At 46.1% G+C, this 20,868-nt stretch carries 14 protein-coding genes and 8 tRNA genes; 4 read left to right on the top strand and 18 right to left on the bottom strand.

Annotated features, from left to right (window positions below; translation table 11 throughout):
• Positions 1-25 precede the first annotated feature (25 nt).
• The 3 genes from pepA (at position 26) to L5M37_RS06895 (ending at position 5,276) form a co-directional block, all read left to right on the top strand.
• Positions 26-1,534: a leucyl aminopeptidase gene (pepA, locus tag L5M37_RS06905; protein WP_263199902.1), complete on the top strand. Its 1,509-nt coding sequence runs from the start codon at positions 26-28 to the stop codon at positions 1,532-1,534.
• Between the two features lie 341 nt (positions 1,535-1,875).
• Complete coding sequence (locus tag L5M37_RS06900; RefSeq protein ID WP_131523599.1) at positions 1,876-2,379, top strand: DNA polymerase III subunit chi; 504 nt, start codon at positions 1,876-1,878, stop codon at positions 2,377-2,379.
• 20 nt (positions 2,380-2,399) lie between these two features.
• Complete coding sequence (locus L5M37_RS06895; RefSeq protein WP_263199901.1) at positions 2,400-5,276, top strand: valine--tRNA ligase; 2,877 nt, start codon at positions 2,400-2,402, stop codon at positions 5,274-5,276.
• Between the two features lie 604 nt (positions 5,277-5,880).
• Here the strand turns inward: L5M37_RS06895 and L5M37_RS06890 are convergent.
• The 13 genes from L5M37_RS06890 to recA all read right to left on the bottom strand — a co-directional run bounded on the left by L5M37_RS06890 (position 5,881) and on the right by recA (position 13,210).
• A tRNA-Arg gene (locus L5M37_RS06890) sits at positions 5,881-5,957 on the bottom strand.
• A 102-nt stretch (positions 5,958-6,059) separates the two neighbouring features.
• Positions 6,060-6,151, bottom strand: a tRNA-Ser gene (locus L5M37_RS06885).
• 45 nt (positions 6,152-6,196) lie between these two features.
• Positions 6,197-6,273, bottom strand: a tRNA-Arg gene (locus L5M37_RS06880).
• A gap of 49 nt (positions 6,274-6,322) precedes the next feature.
• A tRNA-Arg gene (locus L5M37_RS06875) sits at positions 6,323-6,399 on the bottom strand.
• A gap of 49 nt (positions 6,400-6,448) precedes the next feature.
• Positions 6,449-6,525 (bottom strand) — tRNA-Arg (locus tag L5M37_RS06870).
• A gap of 86 nt (positions 6,526-6,611) precedes the next feature.
• Positions 6,612-6,688 (bottom strand) — tRNA-Arg (locus L5M37_RS06865).
• Between the two features lie 44 nt (positions 6,689-6,732).
• A tRNA-Arg gene (locus L5M37_RS06860) sits at positions 6,733-6,809 on the bottom strand.
• Positions 6,810-6,831: 22 nt separating this feature from the next.
• Positions 6,832-6,923: transfer RNA gene (locus L5M37_RS06855), tRNA-Ser, on the bottom strand.
• Between the two features lie 205 nt (positions 6,924-7,128).
• Positions 7,129-7,326 carry a carbon storage regulator CsrA gene (csrA, locus tag L5M37_RS06850; RefSeq protein ID WP_006082602.1) on the bottom strand — a complete coding sequence of 66 codons (198 nt, stop codon included), beginning with the start codon at positions 7,324-7,326 and terminating at the stop codon, positions 7,129-7,131.
• Positions 7,327-7,444: 118 nt separating this feature from the next.
• The gene (locus tag L5M37_RS06845) at positions 7,445-8,701 is read right to left on the bottom strand and encodes an aspartate kinase (RefSeq protein ID WP_006082603.1); all 1,257 of its coding nucleotides are present in this window, start codon (positions 8,699-8,701) and stop codon (positions 7,445-7,447) included.
• A 9-nt stretch (positions 8,702-8,710) separates the two neighbouring features.
• Positions 8,711-11,335: an alanine--tRNA ligase gene (gene alaS / locus L5M37_RS06840; protein ID WP_263195720.1), complete on the bottom strand. Its 2,625-nt coding sequence runs from the start codon at positions 11,333-11,335 to the stop codon at positions 8,711-8,713.
• A gap of 319 nt (positions 11,336-11,654) precedes the next feature.
• Positions 11,655-12,125, bottom strand: a complete 471-nt coding sequence (locus L5M37_RS06835; protein WP_375539965.1) for a regulatory protein RecX — start codon at positions 12,123-12,125, stop codon at positions 11,655-11,657.
• 17 nt (positions 12,126-12,142) lie between these two features.
• Entirely contained in the window at positions 12,143-13,210 is a 1,068-nt protein-coding gene (gene recA / locus L5M37_RS06830; protein ID WP_105251812.1) for a recombinase RecA, read from the bottom strand.
• Between the two features lie 402 nt (positions 13,211-13,612).
• Between recA and mutS the strand changes: the two genes are divergently transcribed.
• Complete coding sequence (mutS, locus tag L5M37_RS06825) at positions 13,613-16,183, top strand: DNA mismatch repair protein MutS (protein ID WP_263199899.1); 2,571 nt, start codon at positions 13,613-13,615, stop codon at positions 16,181-16,183.
• Positions 16,184-16,315: 132 nt separating this feature from the next.
• On the opposite strand, the gene rpoS is transcribed toward mutS, so the two are convergent.
• From rpoS to truD, 5 genes are all read right to left on the bottom strand, one after another.
• Positions 16,316-17,296 carry an RNA polymerase sigma factor RpoS gene (gene rpoS / locus L5M37_RS06820; RefSeq protein ID WP_028761361.1) on the bottom strand — a complete coding sequence of 327 codons (981 nt, stop codon included), beginning with the start codon at positions 17,294-17,296 and terminating at the stop codon, positions 16,316-16,318.
• 80 nt (positions 17,297-17,376) lie between these two features.
• Positions 17,377-18,273: a peptidoglycan DD-metalloendopeptidase family protein gene (locus L5M37_RS06815; RefSeq protein WP_263199898.1), complete on the bottom strand. Its 897-nt coding sequence runs from the start codon at positions 18,271-18,273 to the stop codon at positions 17,377-17,379.
• 100 nt (positions 18,274-18,373) lie between these two features.
• Positions 18,374-19,009 carry a protein-L-isoaspartate(D-aspartate) O-methyltransferase gene (locus L5M37_RS06810; protein ID WP_263199896.1) on the bottom strand — a complete coding sequence of 212 codons (636 nt, stop codon included), beginning with the start codon at positions 19,007-19,009 and terminating at the stop codon, positions 18,374-18,376.
• Positions 19,006-19,755, bottom strand: a complete 750-nt coding sequence (gene surE / locus L5M37_RS06805; RefSeq protein ID WP_105251808.1) for a 5'/3'-nucleotidase SurE — start codon at positions 19,753-19,755, stop codon at positions 19,006-19,008. Before surE ends, L5M37_RS06810 begins: the two co-directional genes overlap by 4 nt.
• Positions 19,752-20,867 carry a tRNA pseudouridine(13) synthase TruD gene (gene truD, locus L5M37_RS06800; protein ID WP_263199894.1) on the bottom strand — a complete coding sequence of 372 codons (1,116 nt, stop codon included), beginning with the start codon at positions 20,865-20,867 and terminating at the stop codon, positions 19,752-19,754. Before truD ends, surE begins: the two co-directional genes overlap by 4 nt.
• Position 20,868 lies beyond the last annotated feature (1 nt).

The raw sequence follows: 20,868 nt of genomic DNA, 5'->3' as shown, positions 1-20,868 counted from the left end.
TGTCTTTAAGAATCTAGGAGTGCTCATGGAGTTTAGCGTAAAGAGCGGTAGCCCCGAAAAACAACGCTCAGCCTGTATCGTGGTCGGTGTTTATGAACCCCGTCGTCTGTCGGGTATCGCGGAGCAATTAGATAAAATTAGCGAAGGTTATATCAGTAACCTACTGCGTCGCGGCGATCTGGAAGGTAAACCTGGCCAGATGCTATTGCTGCACCATGTTCCTAACGTATTGAGTGAACGTGTATTATTAGTGGGTTGTGGCAAAGAACGAGAATTAGACGAACGCCAATACAAACAAATCATCACTAAGACAATCAACACCCTTAACGAAACGGGTTCAATGGAAGCGGTTTGCTTCTTAACTGAACTGCATGTGAAAGGACGCGATACGTATTGGAAAGTACGTCAAGCGGTTGAAACCACTAATAGCAGTCTTTATAGCTTTGATGCCCTGAAGACCCGCAAAGGTGAAACTCGCCGTCCACTGCGTAAATTAGTGTTCAATGTCCCGACTCGCCGTGAATTAACCTTAGGTGAGCGCGCCATCGAGCATGGTATGGCTGTATCTGCTGGCATGCATTTATGTCGCGATGTAGCCAACATGCCACCGAACATCTGTAATCCAGCCTATTTAGCTTCTCAAGCTCGCCAAATGGCTGAAATACACGACACTCTGCATGTCACCACTGTTGGTGAAGAGCAAATGGCCAAACTGGGCATGAACTCATACCTTGCAGTCGGTCGCGCCAGTGCCAATGAATCCATCATGACTGTGATGGAATACAAGGGCGCTGTCGATAGCACAGAAAAACCCATCGTATTAGTCGGTAAAGGGTTAACCTTCGACTCGGGTGGTATTTCATTGAAGCCTGGCGAAGCCATGGACGAAATGAAGTACGACATGGGCGGCGCAGCGGGTGTTATCGGCACCATGAAAGCCATCTGTGACATGAAGTTACCTATCAACGTTGTGGGTATTCTGGCTGGCTGTGAAAACATGCCATCGGGTAATGCTTACCGTCCAGGTGACATTCTGACCACTATGTCAGGCCAAACCGTTGAAGTGTTAAATACCGATGCGGAAGGCCGTCTAGTTCTATGTGACGTATTAACCTATGTTGAGCGTTTCGATCCTGAATTGGTTATTGATACTGCAACCCTGACTGGTGCGTGTGTGATTGCCCTTGGTAAACACGCATCGGGTCTGTTCTCATCGCATAACCCTCTGGCACACGAGCTATTAAGTGCCGGTGAGCAAAGTGGTGACCGCGCATGGCGCATGCCATTGTGGGATGAGTATCAAGATATGCTCGACAGCCCATTTGCTGACATGACCAACTTAGGTGGCCGTCCTGCTGGAGCTATCACTGCAGCATGTTTCCTTTCGCGCTTTGCTAAAAAGTACAACTGGGCTCACTTAGACGTTGCAGGCACAGCTTGGAATAGCGGTGCTAACAAAGGTTCTACGGGCCGTCCAGTGCCACTATTGACTCAGTTCCTGATCAATCGTGCTGGCGTCGAACTCGGCGAATAACCAACTATCCGGCCTTAGTGTGTTAAAGGCTCGATAAATGAAAGGCGAAGATGAAAATCTTCGCCTTTTTTATTTTCTTAATTTAATCAGAAAATCGATTTCCTGAATAAGAACTTGAATAAAAAACTGAACAACTAATGGTTTTAGAATAATTTTTCAAAGAGTTATAGCTCTACCCTCTTCATCTCCAACGGTTTGAAAGCATCCCATTAAGTCCAGCCAGACAGTGATAGATAAAACCTCACCGTAAGGTTTGCCCTAAGCATTAACCCATACTGACTTTTAGTGTAAACTGCTGCTCTCGTTCACCACTAAAACAAGTGAAGCAAGGCATTGAAATCATGACTCAAGTGCTGTTTTATCTTATGCCGCCAGTGGCATCGCCTGCCAAAGCCAAGGCTGATTCACCTGTTGAAACCGCGAATGCGAACCCTGCACTTTGCGAGATGCATCTTCTGGCATGCCAACTGGCGCAACAGGCTTTTGTGAAGCAACAATGGGTCTATATCCATTGCCAAGATAAACAGCAAGCCCATGCAATTGATGAACTTTTATGGCAGTTTGAGCCAAGTGCCTTTGTACCTCATAACCTCAAAGGTGAAGGCCCGATGACGGGATCGCCGGTAGAAATTGGTTTTGATCGCCTCGGCGCCAACAAAAGTCGCCAAGTTCTGATTAATCTTGCAGACCAAGCGCCCCCATTTGCGGTAAACTTTGGCCACATTATCGATTTTGTTGCCAATGACGATCAGCATAAAGCGGTCGCTCGCGAACGTTATCGACAGTATCGCGGCTTAGGGGTCAATTTACAGACCCAAGACTTAGCAACACATCCACTTAATTAGTTTGAGACAGACACGTTCCCATGGAAAAAATATACGATCCGCAGTCCATCGAGCAAACGCTTTACCAAAACTGGGAAGAGCAAGGTTACTTCAAGCCACACGGCGATGAATCCCAAGGCAATTATTGCATCATGATCCCGCCACCAAACGTGACGGGCAGCTTGCACATGGGCCACGCCTTCCAAGACACCATCATGGATACCTTGACCCGTTACCAACGGATGAAAGGCAAAAATACCCTATGGCAAGTCGGTACTGACCATGCGGGTATCGCCACCCAAATGTTGGTTGAGCGTAAGCTTGAAGCCGAAGAAGGCAAAAATCGCCATGACCTAGGTCGCGATGCCTTTATGGATAAAGTGTGGGAATGGAAAGCGCAATCGGGCGGCACTATCACTAAGCAGCTACGTCGTATGGGCGCTTCTGTTGATTGGGACCGCGAGCGTTTCACTATGGACGAAGGCTTGTCCAAGGCCGTGCAAGAAGTGTTTGTACGTCTGTACGAAGACGAGTTGATTTATCGCGGTAAGCGTTTGGTCAACTGGGATCCAAAGCTGCACACGGCTATCTCTGATTTAGAAGTGGAAAGCAAAGAAAAACAGGGCCACATGTGGCATCTGCGTTATCCACTGGCCGACGGTGAACTGACAGCCGATGGTAAAGACTATTTAGAAGTCGCTACCACGCGCCCAGAAACCATGCTCGGCGACAGTGCGGTTGCAGTGCATCCCGATGATGAACGCTATCAAGCGCTGGTCGGTAAGTTTATTCTGTTGCCGATTGTTAACCGCCGCATTCCTATCGTGGCCGACGATTACGTCGACATGGCCTTTGGTACAGGTTGCGTGAAGATCACCCCAGCCCATGACTTTAACGACTATGAAGTCGGTAAACGTCACAACCTACCCATGTTCAACGTGCTGACCTTAGATGCCGCCATTCGCGTGAGCGCCGAAGTGGTGAACTTTGACGGTACTTTCAACAAAACGCTCGATGGCAGCCTGCCTGAACGTTTTGCCGGACTTGACCGTTTTAAAGCCCGCGATGCTATCGTCGCCGAATTTGACACCTTAGGGCTGCTCGAAAAAATCGCACCTCATGCCTTGAAAGTGCCTTACGGCGATCGCTCAGGTGTGGTTATCGAGCCGATGCTGACCGACCAATGGTATGTGGCTGTTGCGCCAATGGCGAAAACCGCTATCGAAGCAGTTGAAAATGGCAGCATTAAATTTGTGCCGCAGCAATACGAGAACATGTACTTCTCGTGGATGCGCGACATTCAAGACTGGTGTATTTCGCGTCAATTGTGGTGGGGTCACCGCATCCCAGCTTGGTACGACGAAAACGGCAAAGTCTATGTCGGCCGCAACGAAGCCGAGGTACGTGCTAAGCACAATATTGCCGACTCAATGACATTACGCCAAGACGAAGACGTACTGGACACTTGGTTCAGCTCAGCCCTGTGGACTTTCTCGACCTTAGGTTGGCCTGACAATTTAGAAGATTTAAAAACCTTCCACCCAACCGACGTGTTGGTGACAGGTTTTGACATCATCTTCTTCTGGGTTGCCCGTATGATCATGATGACCATGCACTTCATCAAAGATGAAGACGGTAAACCACAAGTCCCGTTCAAAACCGTCTACGTAACCGGTCTTATCCGCGATGAAGCGGGTAACAAGATGTCAAAATCTAAGGGCAACGTACTCGATCCATTAGACATGATCGACGGTATCGGCCTTGAAGATCTCGTTGAAAAACGTACCGGTAATATGATGCAGCCACAACTGGCCGCCAAAATTGAAAAGAGCACTCGCAAAGAGTTTGCTGACGGTATAGAAGCCCACGGCACTGATGCACTGCGCTTTACGCTTGCGGCAATGGCATCAACGGGTCGTGACATCAACTGGGATATGAAGCGCTTAGACGGTTACCGTAGCTTCTGTAACAAGTTATGGAACGCCTCACGCTACGTGCTGATGAACACAGAAGATCAAGATTGCGGCCCTGGCTCACCAGAGTACAAAGGTGGCGAGATGGAGCTGTCGTTGGCAGATCGCTGGATTATTGGCTTGTTCAATCAAACCGTTAAGACCTTTGACGATCACATGGCGGCCTATCGTTTCGACTTAGCGGCCAATACCCTGTATGAGTTCACTTGGAACCAGTTCTGTGACTGGTACTTAGAGTTAACCAAACCGGTATTGCAAAACGGCAGCGAAACGCAAATGCGCGGCACCCGTCACACCTTAGTGACAGTGCTCGAAGCGATGCAACGCCTGATGCACCCTATGATGCCGTATATCACTGAAACCATTTGGCAGCGCGTTAAACCGTTAACCGGTGTCACTGGTGATACCATTATGCTTGCGCCGTTCCCAACATTTGATGCCGCTAAAGTCGATAGCGCAGCAATGGCCGATTTAGAATGGGTTAAGCAAGTAATCGTCGCGGTGCGTAACATTCGCGCCGAACTGAACATTGCCCCATCTAAGCCGCTAAATGCCCTACTTCGTGGTGTTAGCGCGCAGGATAAAGCCCGTGTAGAAGCAAACCAAACCTTCTTCACTACGCTTGCCCGCTTAGAAAGCATGACCATTTTAGCCGATGGCGAAACTGCGCCTATGTCGACCACAGGTTTGATTGGCGAAATGGAGCTGCTGATCCCTATGGCAGGCTTAATCGATGTCGCCGCCGAAATGGCCCGTATCGACAAACAGCTTGAAAAGCTCGGCCAAGAGATCGCTCGTATCGAAGGCAAATTGTCGAACCAAGGTTTTGTGGCAAAAGCTCCTGCCGACGTTATCGACAAAGAGCGCGCTAAGATGGCCGATCTCAAGCGTGATATGGATAAGCTCAACGAGCAAAAATCTGAGTTCGCTAAGTTAGAAGCTTAAGCTTCTCATTTACTCTGATTCACTTGTTATGATTGGTTCTAACTGAATGAAGGGCAGCCACTTGGCTGCCCTTCTTGTATCTAGATCGCTGCAATCTATGAGCAATTATGAGCCTTAATCTACGCTCTTGGGCCAGATGCCGCATTGAACCCGAGTCAATTCTAAACACTGCCATTTAACCTACGGCACAGTATTGAAACCACCTCACCATTCATCCTCATCATTCCCCGTGATCTATCGCTCATGAGCTCACACGTAGCCCATCACTGCCGACATAATTAAACACCACACATGTAGACTAAAGAACAGCTAATACCTCCAGAGGCAGCACTGAGAGACTGACATTGAGTGCAGACATGAATATCTAATGTCGTCATAGACTCTCAACACAGGCAAAAGCAGATTCTTCAGTGAGTTGAACCTAAGAAAGAGAAGTGTTTAAAACGAAATGGCTAAAGATAGCGACACCGAAGATAGCTAAGGTAAAGCAAAAGATGATGATGCAAAGTTAAGGTTAAACCTAAGCGGGTAAAAATATAATGAGTTAAACCTTACAGATTAAAAAATAAAAAGGCCCTGCAATTGCTTGCAGGGCTTATCTATATGGTGCGCGTGGAAGGAGTCGAACCTCCGACCGCCTGGTTCGTAGCCAGGTACTCTATCCAGCTGAGCTACACGCGCAAACTCGTTTTTGTACTTCTAAAGATCCAATCAAGATTGAGTCTAGAATAAGCACTTTTATCTGGCAAATTTATTCTATTCTTCTCGACTAAAAGAATAGAATGGCGGAGAAGGAGGGATTCGAACCCTCGATGGGAGTTAAAGCCCATACTCCCTTAGCAGGGGAGCGCCTTCGGCCACTCGGCCACCTCTCCGCGTTTAACGCTTTAAATCAACAAGACGTATCTCGTTAACTATATTGGTGCGCGTGGAAGGAGTCGAACCTCCGACCGCCTGGTTCGTAGCCAGGTACTCTATCCAGCTGAGCTACACGCGCATGTTAAACGGTAAAACACTAATACGACCTAAATCATATTAATTTAAATTGGTGCGCGTGGAAGGAGTCGAACCTCCGACCGCCTGGTTCGTAGCCAGGTACTCTATCCAGCTGAGCTACACGCGCATGTTAAACGGTAAAACATTAATACGATTTAAATCATATTAATCTAAATTGGTGCGCGTGGAAGGAGTCGAACCTCCGACCGCCTGGTTCGTAGCCAGGTACTCTATCCAGCTGAGCTACACGCGCATTTTAACTCTTTGCTATAAGCAATTATCTACAAAATTTCTTATGAAATTCAAAACTGATGAGTTAAAGATTAACTAATGCAGAGATGGTGCGCGTGGAAGGAGTCGAACCTCCGACCGCCTGGTTCGTAGCCAGGTACTCTATCCAGCTGAGCTACACGCGCGACTTGTATCTAAATTTACTTTTACATCAAACACTAATAAAAAATGGTGCGCGTGGAAGGAGTCGAACCTCCGACCGCCTGGTTCGTAGCCAGGTACTCTATCCAGCTGAGCTACACGCGCACTGTTTTCTATCAGTAAGAAATGGCGGAGAAGGAGGGATTCGAACCCTCGATGGGAGTTAAAGCCCATACTCCCTTAGCAGGGGAGCGCCTTCGGCCACTCGGCCACCTCTCCGTTTTCTTGGCGCACATATTACTGTTTGACGAAAATAAGTCAAACCCTTTTTCCGAAACAGATTCCATTTGAACTGTTTTTAATCACATTGCTGTTATATCAAGCCAATGTATTGATTTACGCCAATCTTTCGGTCTAAAAAATAAAAAAGCCAGTTAAAAAACTGACTCTTCTGTTGCCGTAGTACCCTTGCCAAAACAAGGTACTAAAAGTTACCACCTTCCGATGGTGTACCTGATTTTTCAGATTGAATGCGTTGGTAGATTTCTTCGCGATGAACAGAAACCTCTTTTGGTGCATTCACACCAATACGCACTTGATTGCCTTTTACCCCTAGCACTGTAACTGTGACTTCATCACCAATCATCAGTGTTTCGCCAACACGACGAGTCAAAATCAGCATTCGATAGCTCCTTTATTTCTTAATTCAGCTTACACACGGCACTCATCCGGTAGATGGGCTTATTATAAGGTCAGCTTAGTACAAATTAATAGTATTCAATACTCAAACGGTTATTTAATTACACCTTATTTAGCTCGAAAGCGTGATGTAACGCCCGAACCGCCTTGTGTAAGTCCCTTTCATCGATAACGGTTGATAATTTACTCTCTGACGTCGTGAGTAACTTAGCATGAATAGTTTCATTACCCAAGACTTCTAACATCTTAGTCAATAATCCCATTTTTGCCTGTAAACCTTTGCCAACTAAAGATACTTTTGCACGTTGCCGTTCGATAATCAATGGTCCGAGAGCAAGGCTTTCACTTAAGCCTTCGAGCTCATTAAGCAGAGTATCAACCTTAGCTTCAGCGAGCATAAAACTGACTCGACCCGAAGGATCATCCTCATGGATCCTCAATGGAGAAATAAATTCCACATCGATTTCCAATCGCGTTAAGCAGCCTAACAGCGCTTGATAACGTTCACTGGTGGTAAACAGCCCTTCAATCGTTAGCGTTGCCAGCGCCTTATTAATCGCAATACCTTGCACTAATGAGGCAATCGTTAATTCCGACTCGTCGCCAAATTGGATTAACGTCCCCTGCCCAGCTTCAAAGCTCGACAATACTCGCAGCGGTACGCGAAAACGCTCGGCGTATTCAACAGAATCGGGATGCAATACTTTAGCGCCGAGCTTTGCCATTTCGAGCATCACATCAAACCCAATCACATCGAGGCGACGTGCACTGCTATCAATATTAGGATCTGTGGTAAATACCCCAGCCACATCGGTAAAAATCTGGCATTCATCGGCTTCTAACGCTGCCGCTAAGGCTACTGCAGTGGTATCTGAACCACCGCGTCCTAAGGTGGTCACTTCGCCTTGAGGATCGATGCCCTGAAACCCTGCAACGATCGGCACAACACCATCGGCAAGCAAAGACTGCAAATATTCAGTATCCACTCGCTCGATACTGGCGCGGCCAAATTGACTATTTGTATGAATTTGCACTTGATCGCCCGTAAGGGATTTCGCTTTTATGCCGCGACGTTGTAGCGCCATCGACATCAAAGCAATACTCACTTGCTCACCCGTCGAGACTAGCATGTCTAACTCGCGCGCCGAGGCGCGCGGATTAATTTGTGCTGCAAGTGCAAACAGGCGATTAGTCTCACCCGCCATCGCTGATAAAACTAAGACTTGCTGCTCACCATTGTGAGCTGACTTTGTAATCTGCTCAGCAACCGCTTCGATACGTTCAATAGAACCCACCGAAGTGCCGCCGAACTTTTTCACAAAAAGCTTGCTACCACTAAGCTTTCGTTTTTGGGGCACAGCAACCTCTTAAGCTAGACGCTCAGTAATCCAAGGTAATACTTGAGCCAATGCCGCATCCAGATTTTCTGGCTGGCTACCGCCCGCTTGAGCCATATCAGGACGACCACCGCCTTTACCGCCCACTTGTGCAGCGACCATAGCGACTAGCTCACCCGCTTTGACTTTACCGATCAGATCGTTACTTACACCCGCGATCAGGTTAACTTTCCCTTCCTGCGCAGTGCCAAGAACGATAATGGCCGATTTCAATTTCTGTTTTAATTCATCTTGCAAGCCACGTAATGAACTTGCCTCAACGCCGTCTAATTTTTTGATCAGTACGTTAACGCCATTAACTACAACGGCATCGCCCACTAAGTCTGCACTCGCTGCGGCCGCTAGCTTATCTTTCAACTGCGCCATTTCTTTTTCGAGTTGCTTCATTTTGTCGAGCTGCGCTTTTAACTTAGCCACCACTGAGTTGGCATCGCCTTTCAATAAGGCAGCGGCTTCTTCCAGTTCAGCTTGTTGCTGCGCCACATAAGCCATAGCAGCAGCGCCAGTCACGGCTTCGATACGACGTACACCCGCTGCAATACCCGCTTCAGAGGTGATTTTGAATAAGCCGATATCGCCAGTGCGACCCACATGTGTACCGCCACATAATTCGATAGAGAAATCGCCCATAGTCACAACACGCACTTGTGAATCATATTTCTCACCAAAGAGTGCCATAGCGCCTTTCTCTTTAGCTTCATCTATGCCCATTTCAGCGGTTTTCAGCTCATGGTTACGACGAATTTGAGTGTTAACTAATTCTTCAACTTCTTTTAATTCAGCAGCTTTTACGCCTTCGAAATGGGAGAAGTCAAAACGTAAACGCTCTGGATCAACCAAAGAACCTTTTTGCGAGACATGAGTACCGAGCACTTGACGCAGTGCAGCATGCAGTAAATGCGTAACAGAATGGTTTAACTGAGTACGGTGACGCAGTTTTTTGTCCACTTTCGCTTCAATAACTTGGCCAACGCTCAAGCTACCTGTAGCCAAAACACCTTGATGGCCCGTTGCTTGACCATACTTTTGCGTATCGTTTACCGTAAACTCAATACCGTTCGCAACCAATTGGCCTTTATCGCCGACTTGACCGCCAGATTCCGCGTAGAAAGGTGTTACATCGAGCACGACAACGGCTTCATCACCCGCTTTGATCGCCGTCACTGACTCACCATTTTGATAAATCGCGGTGACCTTAGCTTGACCCGCTAATTCGGTGTAACCACTGAATGCAGTTTCAGCATCAATTTTCAGCGCAGCGTTATAATCTGCACCAAAGTTACCGGCAGCTTGTGCACGGCTACGTTGTTCAGCCATGGCGACTTCGAAACCGGCTTCATCGACAATGATGTTGCGCTCACGGCAGACATCAGCGGTCAAATCCATTGGGAAGCCATAGGTGTCATACAGCTTAAATACGGTTTCACCGTCTAAGGTGTCACCTTTCAACTCGTTTAAGGCAGTATCTAAAATGCCTAAACCACGTTCAAGCGTACGAGCAAATTGCTCTTCTTCCGCTTTCAGTGCTTTTTCAACAATCGCTTGAGTCTCAGCTAACCCTTTTGCTGCATCGCCCATCACCGCAATCAAAGACGGAACCAGCTTGTAGAAGAAAGCTTCGGTCGCACCTAACTTGTTACCATGGCGAACTGCGCGGCGAATAATACGGCGCAGCACATAACCACGGCCTTCGTTCGACGGCATAACGCCATCGGCAATTAAAAATGCACATGAACGGATATGATCGGCAATGACTCGCAGCGACTTTTCAGATAAGTCACTAACACCAATGACCTCTGCGGCTTTAGCAATCAAAGTACGGAAAATATCGATTTCGTAGTTAGAATGTACGCCCTGCATAATCGCAGCAATACGCTCAATCCCCATGCCTGTATCAACCGAGGGCTTAGGCAAAGGTAACATTTCACCCGATGCTTGACGGTTGTACTGCATGAAAACGATGTTCCAGATTTCGATGAAACGATCACCATCCTCTTCAGGACTGCCAGGACGTCCGCCCCAAATATGATCACCATGGTCATAAAAAATCTCAGTACATGGACCACAAGGACCGGTATCACCCATTTGCCAGAAGTTATCTGACGCAAAGGCAGCACCTTTATTGTCACCGATACGTATGATGTTCTCGGCAGCGACACCAATTTTTTTATTCCAGATTTCAAAGGCTTCATCATCTGTCTGATAAATAGTGACGCACAGACGTTCCTTAGGCAGCTTTAACGTTTCAGTTAAAAAAGTCCAACCCAAACGAATCGCTTCTTCTTTGAAATAATCACCAAAACTGAAGTTACCTAGCATTTCGAAAAAGGTGTGATGACGTGCTGTGTAGCCAACGTTATCCAAATCGTTATGTTTACCACCGGCGCGTACACAACGTTGAGCAGTGGTCGCACGCGTATAATTGCGTTTGTCCATGCCAAGAAACACGTCCTTGAACTGGTTCATGCCTGCATTGGTAAATAAAAGTGTGGGATCGTTGCCTGGCACTAATGAACTACTGTCCACAACTTGATGACCATTGCTGCGGAAAAATTCGAGGAAAGCGCTTCTGAGCTCTGCTGTAGTTTGATACATGAAATCATCCTGAATTGGGTAAGCATTACCAGCTACGCCTTAGGCTAGCCGTATTTCTATTTGCCCAGCATTATAAGCAGACTAAGGAAGGACGACCAGTCTTGATTGGTGATATACACATCAGGAATTTAATATTTTAGCGTGAATCGCCCACACCAGAGTCACTAGAAGCAAAACGACAGGATAAAGCACAAATAAAGACGGTGTAAGTTTATCGCGGCACGGACAATATTTAAGCAAGTGAGTCTAATGTGGAGTACGAAATGGACAAGACCCTTTGATGATATTTAGATGAGCTTTTACAGTCTTAGCTTCAAATTTAATAATCTTCATCGAGATCATTGGGATCTGAATCTAGTGCGTAAGTGATTTGATCGTAGCTAAAGCCTTGGCCCATTAAAAAACGCACTCGTTTGGCCTTTTCCTTTGCGATGAGATCCCGAGCTTTAGAGCCCTTCACTTCTGTCACACGGGGAATGCCGTATTTTTTGGTGGCTTTATCTTTTGCTAGCTCAAACCAGTCACAATCACAATTAACCAAAGCGGCTTCAATACAGTCTTTAGATAAGCCTTTCTGTGCGATTGCTTGGCGGATGCGTATTGCACCGTGGCCTCGACTGATGTGGCTTCGCACCAACAGTTCGGCATAACGAGCATCATTAATAAAACCGGAGGATTCGCAAGCATCGAGTACAGGTTCGATATCGTTAAGTTCGAAACCTTTTTCGAGCAATTTATCGCGGATTTGTAAACGGGAATAATCGCGGCGCGCTAACAGCGCGACCGCAATTTGATGGGCTGACTGACTCAGAATACTTCGCCTGTCTCTAAATCAATATTGTCCTCAGTACTATCATCAGCTTTGGCAGCCAAGGCACTCGGATTACTCAAAAGCAACTCACGTAGCGTCTTGTCAATTTCAGCAGCAATAGCAGGGTTTTCAGTCAGATATTTGCCAGCATTAGCACGGCCTTGGCCGATTTTATCACCTTTATAGCTGTACCAAGCGCCCGCTTTTTCAATCAACTTATGGGCTACGCCTAAGTCTACTAACTCACCAGTACGGTTAATACCTTGGCCATAAAGGATTTGGAACTCAGCCTGCTTAAACGGCGCTGCAACCTTGTTTTTCACCACTTTAACGCGAGTTTCGTTACCGACCACTTCATCGCCGTCTTTAATGGCACCAGTGCGGCGAATGTCTAAACGAACAGAAGCATAAAACTTCAGCGCGTTACCACCGGTTGTAGTTTCTGGGTTACCGAACATCACACCAATCTTCATCCGAATTTGGTTGATGAAGATAAGTAAGGTGTTAGATTGCTTTAAGTTACCCGCAAGTTTACGCATGGCTTGGCTCATCATACGCGCCGCTAAGCCCATGTGAGAATCACCAATTTCGCCTTCGATTTCAGCTTTAGGCGTTAATGCCGCCACTGAGTCGACTACGATAACGTCAACAGCGCCTGAGCGAGTTAAAGCATCACAAATCTCAAGCGCTTGCTCGCCGGTATCCGGTTGTGAACACAGCAGGTTATCAATATCTACGCCCAATTTTTTAGCATAAATAGGGTCTAGTGCATGCTCTGCATCTATAAAGGCACAGGTTTTGCCTTCACGTTGCGCTGCGGCAATCACTTCTAAAGTCAGTGTTGTTTTACCTGATGATTCAGGACCATAGATCTCAACTATACGACCCATTGGCAAACCGCCAGCACCTAAAGCAACGTCCAGAGACAGAGAACCGGTAGAAATGGTCTCAACATCCATAGAGCGATCTTCGCCCAGCTTCATGATGGAGCCTTTACCAAATTGTTTCTCAATTTGGATCAATACCGCAGCAAGTGCTTTCTCTTTATTTGGATCGACCTTCATTCCTGTTCCCTCATCAAGACAAGCATTAAGCTGTCAAAAGTGATATTTAATTTACAAACGGGTAATTCAAAAAGCCGCGCTTTTTGTCTTAATTCTGCTGACTAGTATACTGTACAATCATACAGTATCAAGACCTGTGACTGAATTATTTTTAGCTGATAGGATTTTTAATATGGCCAAGGTTTTAGCGAATATTAAATCAGATAATAGCTCCCTTTGATCAATATCCATCGTTAAGGGCTCAATTTTCGCTAAATTATTGCTAAGATTGGCGCAACAAATTTTGCGTGGTCTTTTTAGCTGAAAATTGTACAGCAGTCTTCCGCTTCCATAGCGCTTAATCACCCTTAACCACACAAACTGTATCGCCTTTAGGCAGTCACAACGGACGATAACGATTTAATGAATGTAATTGATACCGATGATTTAGAAAAACATACTCCTATGATGCGTCAGTACTTGACGATGAAAGCAGAACATCACGATATGTTGCTGTTTTATCGCATGGGTGACTTCTACGAGTTGTTTTATGACGATGCTAAACGCGCTTCTGAGCTATTAGGCATTTCACTCACTGCGCGCGGTAAAAGTGGTGGCGATCCTATTCCGATGGCGGGACTTCCTTACCATGCTGTGGAAGGCTATCTTGCAAAATTAGTTCAAATTGGTCAATCAGTTGCGATTTGCGAACAGATTGGCGATCCCGCGACATCTAAAGGGCCCGTAGAACGTAAAGTGGTGCGAATTGTCACACCAGGCACCTTAACCGACGAAGCGTTGCTACAAGAACGCCAAGACAATCTGTTAGCCGCGGTTTATCAAGGTAAAGTCGGTTTTGGTTATGCCACATTAGATGTTTCATCCGGACGTTTTGTGATTGCAGAGCTCGACACGCGAGAGTCATTAGAAGCGGAATTGCAACGCACTAATCCCGTTGAAATCCTCTACAGTGAAGACTTTGGCGAACTAGGTCTACTTAACGGTTTTAAAGGTAAACGTCGTCGCCCTGAATGGGAATTTGATTACGATACGAGTATCAAGTTACTACTGGCCCAGTTCGGCACTAAAGACTTACATGGTTTTGGTATCGCAGATGCACGTTTATCACTGCAAGCTGCGGGTTGCTTGATGCAATATGTCAAAGACACACAGCGCACGGCACTGCCCCATATCAATGCCATTATCCGCTTCAATCAAACCGATAGCATAGTACTCGATGCGGCAACTCGCCGAAATCTAGAACTCACTCAAAACCTTGCCGGTGGCCGCGATAATACCTTAGCCGCAGTATTAGATAACACGGCAACGCCTATGGGCAGTCGTATGTTACAACGCTGGATCCATCAGCCTCTGCGAGATCCTAAGCAAATTAAGGCGCGCCAACAGGCGGTGACTGAACTCCTCGATACCGCAGCCCACGAAGGTTTGCATGAGCAGTTAAAGGCACTTGGCGATATCGAACGTATCATGGCAAGGTTAGCCCTGCGCACTGCCCGTCCAAGGGACTTTGCACGTTTACGTCAAGCTCTGGGCTTATTGCCTGAATTACAACAGAGTTTAAGTACACTGAGCGCGCCGCACACGACTCAATTGCGTCAACACTTAGGTGAGTTCCCCGCTGAGCAAGCCCTACTTGAGCGCGCGATAGTCGATAATCCACCTATGCTTATCCGCGATGGCGGGGTGATCCGTGAAGGCTACAACAGCGAACTAGATGAATGGCGCGGTCTGAGCGAAGGAGCGAGTGATTACTTAGTACAACTTGAAGCCAGAGAAAAAGAACGTACTGGCATCAATACACTTAAAGTCGGCTATAACCGCGTACACGGCTATTACATCGAAGTAAGCCGCCTGCAATCCTCACAAGTACCGCTCAATTATCAACGACGCCAAACACTTAAGAATATGGAGCGTTATATCACGCCCGAACTTAAGGAATATGAAGAAAAAGTCCTCTCGAGCCAAGGTAAAGCCCTGGCACTCGAAAAGCAGTTATGGGAACAGTTATTCGATCTTATTCTGCCAAAATTGCATGAATTACAAGCCTTTGCTCGAGCGGCGGCTGAGCTTGATGTGTTGAGTAACTTTGCCGAGCGTGCCGAAACCTTAGGCTACACTTGTCCAGAGCTGAGCCAAAATATCGGAGTACAAATAGAGGCTGGTCGCCACCCAGTGGTGGAACGTGTTAGCCAAACGCCGTTTATCGCTAACCCAGTGACCTTGCACAATCAAAGACGTATGTTGATTGTCACCGGACCCAACATGGGCGGTAAATCGACCTATATGCGTCAAGTCGCCTTGATTACACTGATGGCCCATATTGGTTGTTTTGTTCCAGCAGATGGCGCCCTGATTGGCCCGATTGATCGTATATTTACCCGTATTGGCGCATCAGACGATCTGGCCTCTGGCCGCTCAACCTTTATGGTAGAAATGACTGAAACTGCCAACATCCTGCACAATGCCACTGCCAGTAGTTTAGTGTTAATGGATGAAATCGGCCGTGGAACATCCACCTATGATGGTTTATCGCTAGCTTGGTCGGCGGCGGAATATTTAGCCCAGCAAGTCGGGGCTATGACCCTATTCGCCACCCATTATTTTGAGCTAACTCAATTACCTGACTTAATGGCAGGTGTTTACAATGTGCACCTTGATGCCATTGAGCATGAAGATACCATCGCCTTTATGCATGCGGTACAGGAAGGTGCAGCCAGTAAAAGCTACGGCTTACAAGTTGCGGCGCTTGCCGGCGTGCCAAACAAAGTGATTAAAGCAGCGAAACATAAATTGCAACAATTGGAGAGTCGCGATCATCAACCAGAAGGAACGAGGACGCCCATTCAAAGCTTACTCGCTTTACCTGAACCGGTTGAAAATCCAGCTTTGACTAAATTAAGTAGCATTAATCCCGATAACTTAACGCCAAAACAGGCGCTTGATTTGCTCTATGAGCTGAAACGCTTGAGCTAGACATCAGGTGATCTAAATAAAAGCCTAAAAATAACAACGCCCACTCTATAGTGGGCGTTTTACTTTATGACGAGATCTCACACTAAGTACATTTTCTGGATAGCTTCTCTGAAAGGCACCAGAAGACAGATATTAGTTTCTAAATAAAGCTTCAACAGATAAACCTTGAGAACCCAATAAATCACGTAAGCGTTTTAATGCTTCCACTTGGATTTGACGAACACGTTCACGGGTTAAACCAATTTCAGCCCCCACATCTTCAAGCGTAGAAGGTTCATAACCTAACAAACCAAAACGACGGGCTAATACTTCTCTTTGTTTTGTGTTCAACTCGTTAAGCCATTTCACAACCGAGTTAGAGATGTCTTCATCTTGCACTTTATAGTCAGGGCCAACACTATCATCATCGGCCAGTACATCTAATAATGCTTTCTCGTTATCGCCCCCCAAAGGCGTATCAACAGAGGTAATTTTTTCATTCAGCTTAAGCATGCGGCTCACATCAGAGCTAGAAACTTGCAGTTTTTCAGCAATTTCTTCCGCTGTAGGTTCATGATCCAGTTTTTGTGCTAATTCGCGGGCTGTGCGCAAGTATACGTTGAGTTCTTTAACAACATGAATCGGCAAACGAATAGTACGAGTTTGATTCATGATAGCGCGTTCAATCGTCTGTCTGATCCACCAAGTCGCATAGGTTGAAAAACGAAAACCTCTTTCTGGGTCAAACTTTTCTACGGCACGAATTAGACCTAAATTACCCTCTTCGATAAGATCGAGCAGTGCTAAGCCGCGGTTATTGTAACGACGTGCAATTTTTACGACGAGACGTAAATTACTTTCGATCATGCGATTACGGGATTTTGCACAACCTTTTAAGGCCTTACGGGAAAAGTAAACTTCTTCTTCTGCGCTAAGCAGTGGGGAAAAACCAATCTCACCTAGATAAAGTTGAGTGGCATCAAGATTTTTTTGCAGGTCATCTTGGACCTGTTGTTCTATTCCTAGCTCTTGGACTAGATCGGTGGCAACTTCTTCTTTTTCAAGATCAAAGTCTACGGTTTCTACGGAAAAATCTACTAGTGCTTCTGCGGCAGTGCTATTTATGCGGCTCATGATCAAATCTCCCAAACCTAATTAAACTGCTGAATTAGTGCAATTTCCTATCCTCCATTTGCCAACAAGGCCCCAAACAATCATTGTTTAGGTAAATAAGTAAGTGGGTTTACAGACTGTCCATGGTAACGAATTTCAAAATGTAACATTACCCGATTGGCACTTGTATTGCCCATTTTTGCAACAGTCTGCCCTGCGAGGACATGTTGCTTTTCTTTGACTAAGATCTTGTCCGTATGAGCATAAGCACTAAGGTAATCGTCACTATGTTTAATAATCACTAAATTACCGTAACCCCTAAGAGCACTTCCTGCGTATACCACCCGCCCATCTGCAGCAGCTTTGATGATATCTCCCCGATTTCCCGCGATCTTAATACCTTTATTTCCCTGCTCATTGGCAGAATAAGTTCCGATTAACTTCCCTCTTACTGGCCACTGCCACTGACTCACACTGGCTGGCAGTGTTGAGGTGGGTGGAACCATTAGTTGGTTAACATTTTGTTGGGAACTTGTTACAAGGTACGCGGGCTTAGCTTTCTGATCAAGTGTTTTTTTCAGATCGTCACTTGACTTAGCATTAGACTGATAAACCTTATCATCTAATTGTTTTTTATCACTTTTACTTGAGTTAACATCTGAATCACCCGTTATATTTCCATCTAAAGTCGTAGATTTTGATTGGTTACTAGATTTAGCATGAGTTAAATATAAAATCTGTCCAGGGTAAATTGTATAAGGGTTATCTAATTGATTAAGTTTAGCTATTTCAGAAAAGTCTTTCCCTGCAGCCCAAGAAATAGAGTAGAGAGTGTCGCCTTTTTTAACTTTATATGAATTCGATTTAATGTGGCCTTTGCTATTTTTAGAATAGCTATGGGAAATATTTTCGACGGGTGCGGGTCTGCTGGCCTGAAAGCTACAGCCTACAAGCAGAAATATAAAGCAAAGGTTTAAGAGTAAACCCGCATTCAACAATAAAAACTCCTTGGTAAAGTTGTATTACTGTTTATGATGAGAAAATGACGCCTTCTGTGCAAAACAAGCACTTCGCTTAACACAGTAGCACAACACAAAGTTAAGCTAACTCTCCATTAATTAAAGGTACAAATTTAACCGTTTCAATGGTTTCAAAACTAAAGCGGTCAGCATTACGCGTAATACGCATCAATTGCTGAGTATCCTCTCCCACAGGTAAGACTAACACCCCTCCATCAGCCAACTGAGACAATAAAGCTTCTGGTATAGTCGCCGCCGCCGCAGTCACCATAATGGCATCGAACGGACTACGATTAGCCCATCCCAACCAACCATCACCATATTTGAACGACACATTATGCAAATCTAATCGTTTTAAACGCTGTCTTGCTTGAATTTGTAAACCTTTGATCCGTTCGATAGTACAAAGCTGAGGCACCAATTGAGCCAAAATGGCTGCCTGATAGCCCGATCCCGTCCCCACTTCTAACACTCGCTGTGGCATCTTGTGCAGTAAGAGTTCGCTCATACGGGCAACAATATAAGGCTGCGAAATGGTTTGCCCTTGTCCAATTGGCAAAGCCGTATTTTCATAGGCTTTATGGGCTAGCGCATTATCGAGAAACATTTCTCGCGGCGTATGCGATATCGCCTTTAACACGGCTTGATTACGGATCCCCGCATCTTGAAGCTTTTTAGCTAAATTCACCGCCGATGTTAAGGCAACTCGAGTCATATTTTATCTACCCAATTTTGCAATGCCGTTAGTTGTCCGTAGGCGGTTAAATCAACCGTCAAGGGCGTAATTGAAACATAGCCATTGGCGATAGCATGAAAATCAGTTCCCTCTGTGGCATCCTGCTCTTGTCCCGGTGGACCAAGCCAGAAGATTTCACGTCCGGCAGGATCTTGCGTTCGCACTATGCCTTCGGCCTTATGACGAGCACCGAGGCGAGTCACTTTGATCCCTTTAATTTGATCAAGTGGCAAGTCAGGCACATTCACATTTAAGATCTGATCTTTTGCCAAAGGCTGGGCCAACAAACCTTGAACTATCCGCCGAGCATAAACAGCAGCCGATTGATAGTGTTCGAATTTACGGCCATTAAGCGAAATCGCTATTGCAGGAAAACCTAAAAAGCGTCCTTCCATTGCAGCGGCAACCGTCCCCGAATATAAGGTGTCATCGCCCATATTTGCCCCCGCATTGATGCCAGACACCACCATATCAGGTTCGCCATCACATAATTCTCGGATAGCCAAATGGACGCAATCTGTCGGTGTACCGTGAACGGAAATATAGCCATTATCTAACCTATTAATTCTTAATGGATTAGTCAAGGTTAATGAGTTGCTCGCACCAGAGCAATTTCGATCCGGCCCCACAGTCAGCACTGTCGCAATTTCAGCCAAAGCCTCAGATAAGGCTTTGATACCTGGAGCATTAATCCCATCATCATTGCTAACAAGGATACGGATCATGACTCTGCTTCAGTCTTAACAGTATCAGTGTTAGCAACTACGTTAGCGTTAATTACCTCAGGCGCAGGCTCCTGCACCAATGTCGCTTGCCATTGCTGCTCTTTAACATCTTGATAATTAACTAACTCTCTCAATAACGATGTTGCAAAACTGCCCGCAGGTAACACAAACTCCAGCACTAAGCCATCGGCGGTTTGTTCGTATTTAAGGCCTTGGGGCTCAAGCAGTAACGGACGGCGTTCTTGCTCTAATCCGGCGTGCTCTAAACCATAGCAATCGTCAGCTAACTCACTCATGGCTAAGGTTTCCACCTCAGCAGCTTCACCTTGGGGTAACATCATGCCGCGCCCCCACAATGGTGCAGAAAGTTGAATGTCTTTTTCAATCAGACGCTTCAATACGATGAGATCCCATTCAGGCGTCACGAAGAAGCTTTTGCTGCCCGCTAACATCACACAATCACCCGCTAAAGGCTTAGTGCCATGGTTGGCTAAACGATATGACACCACAGTGTTAAACAGATTTGAGCGCACGGCAGACAAATACATGCTGCGCTTATTTCTGTCTTTGACTTTTTTACCCGCCATCATTTGGCGACCAAACACTAAGTTTTTGCCATCGTGACCAAAGCGCTGCTCACCAAAGTAATTGGGCACGCCCACTTGAGCGACCTTTTCGATACGACTGATAATGTCTTCCACTTGGGTGACATTTCTCAGGGTAAGAATAAAGCGGTTACCGACTAAGGCACCAATTCGCAGTTTCTTGCTGTGGCGGCTGCTCGACAATATGGTCAAACGATCGCTATTGAGCTCCTTCCAAGTAGGCGTTTCTTTACCAGGAATACGCACACCGAACCATTGTTCTGTGATGGCATTTTTATCTTTTTGCCCAGCGTAGGTCACTTCCTTTGGATGCACCTTAGCAAACTTAGCGATCATTTCAGCGACTTGTACTGTATTTAGCCCTTCTTTGCGTACATGCAGCATATGATGTTCCCCTTCACCCGTCGGGCTAAAAGGCAAAATCTCTTTCACGATAAAATCGCTATTTTGGGTTCTTAGATCTGCTGTACCTAAAGGCTTACCATACAGATAATGTAATTCGCTCATG

Source organism: Shewanella sp. SM69, assembly GCF_025653985.1.
Classification (GTDB): domain Bacteria; phylum Pseudomonadota; class Gammaproteobacteria; order Enterobacterales; family Shewanellaceae; genus Shewanella; species Shewanella oncorhynchi.
This window is presented reverse-complemented; position numbering and strand designations above follow the sequence as displayed.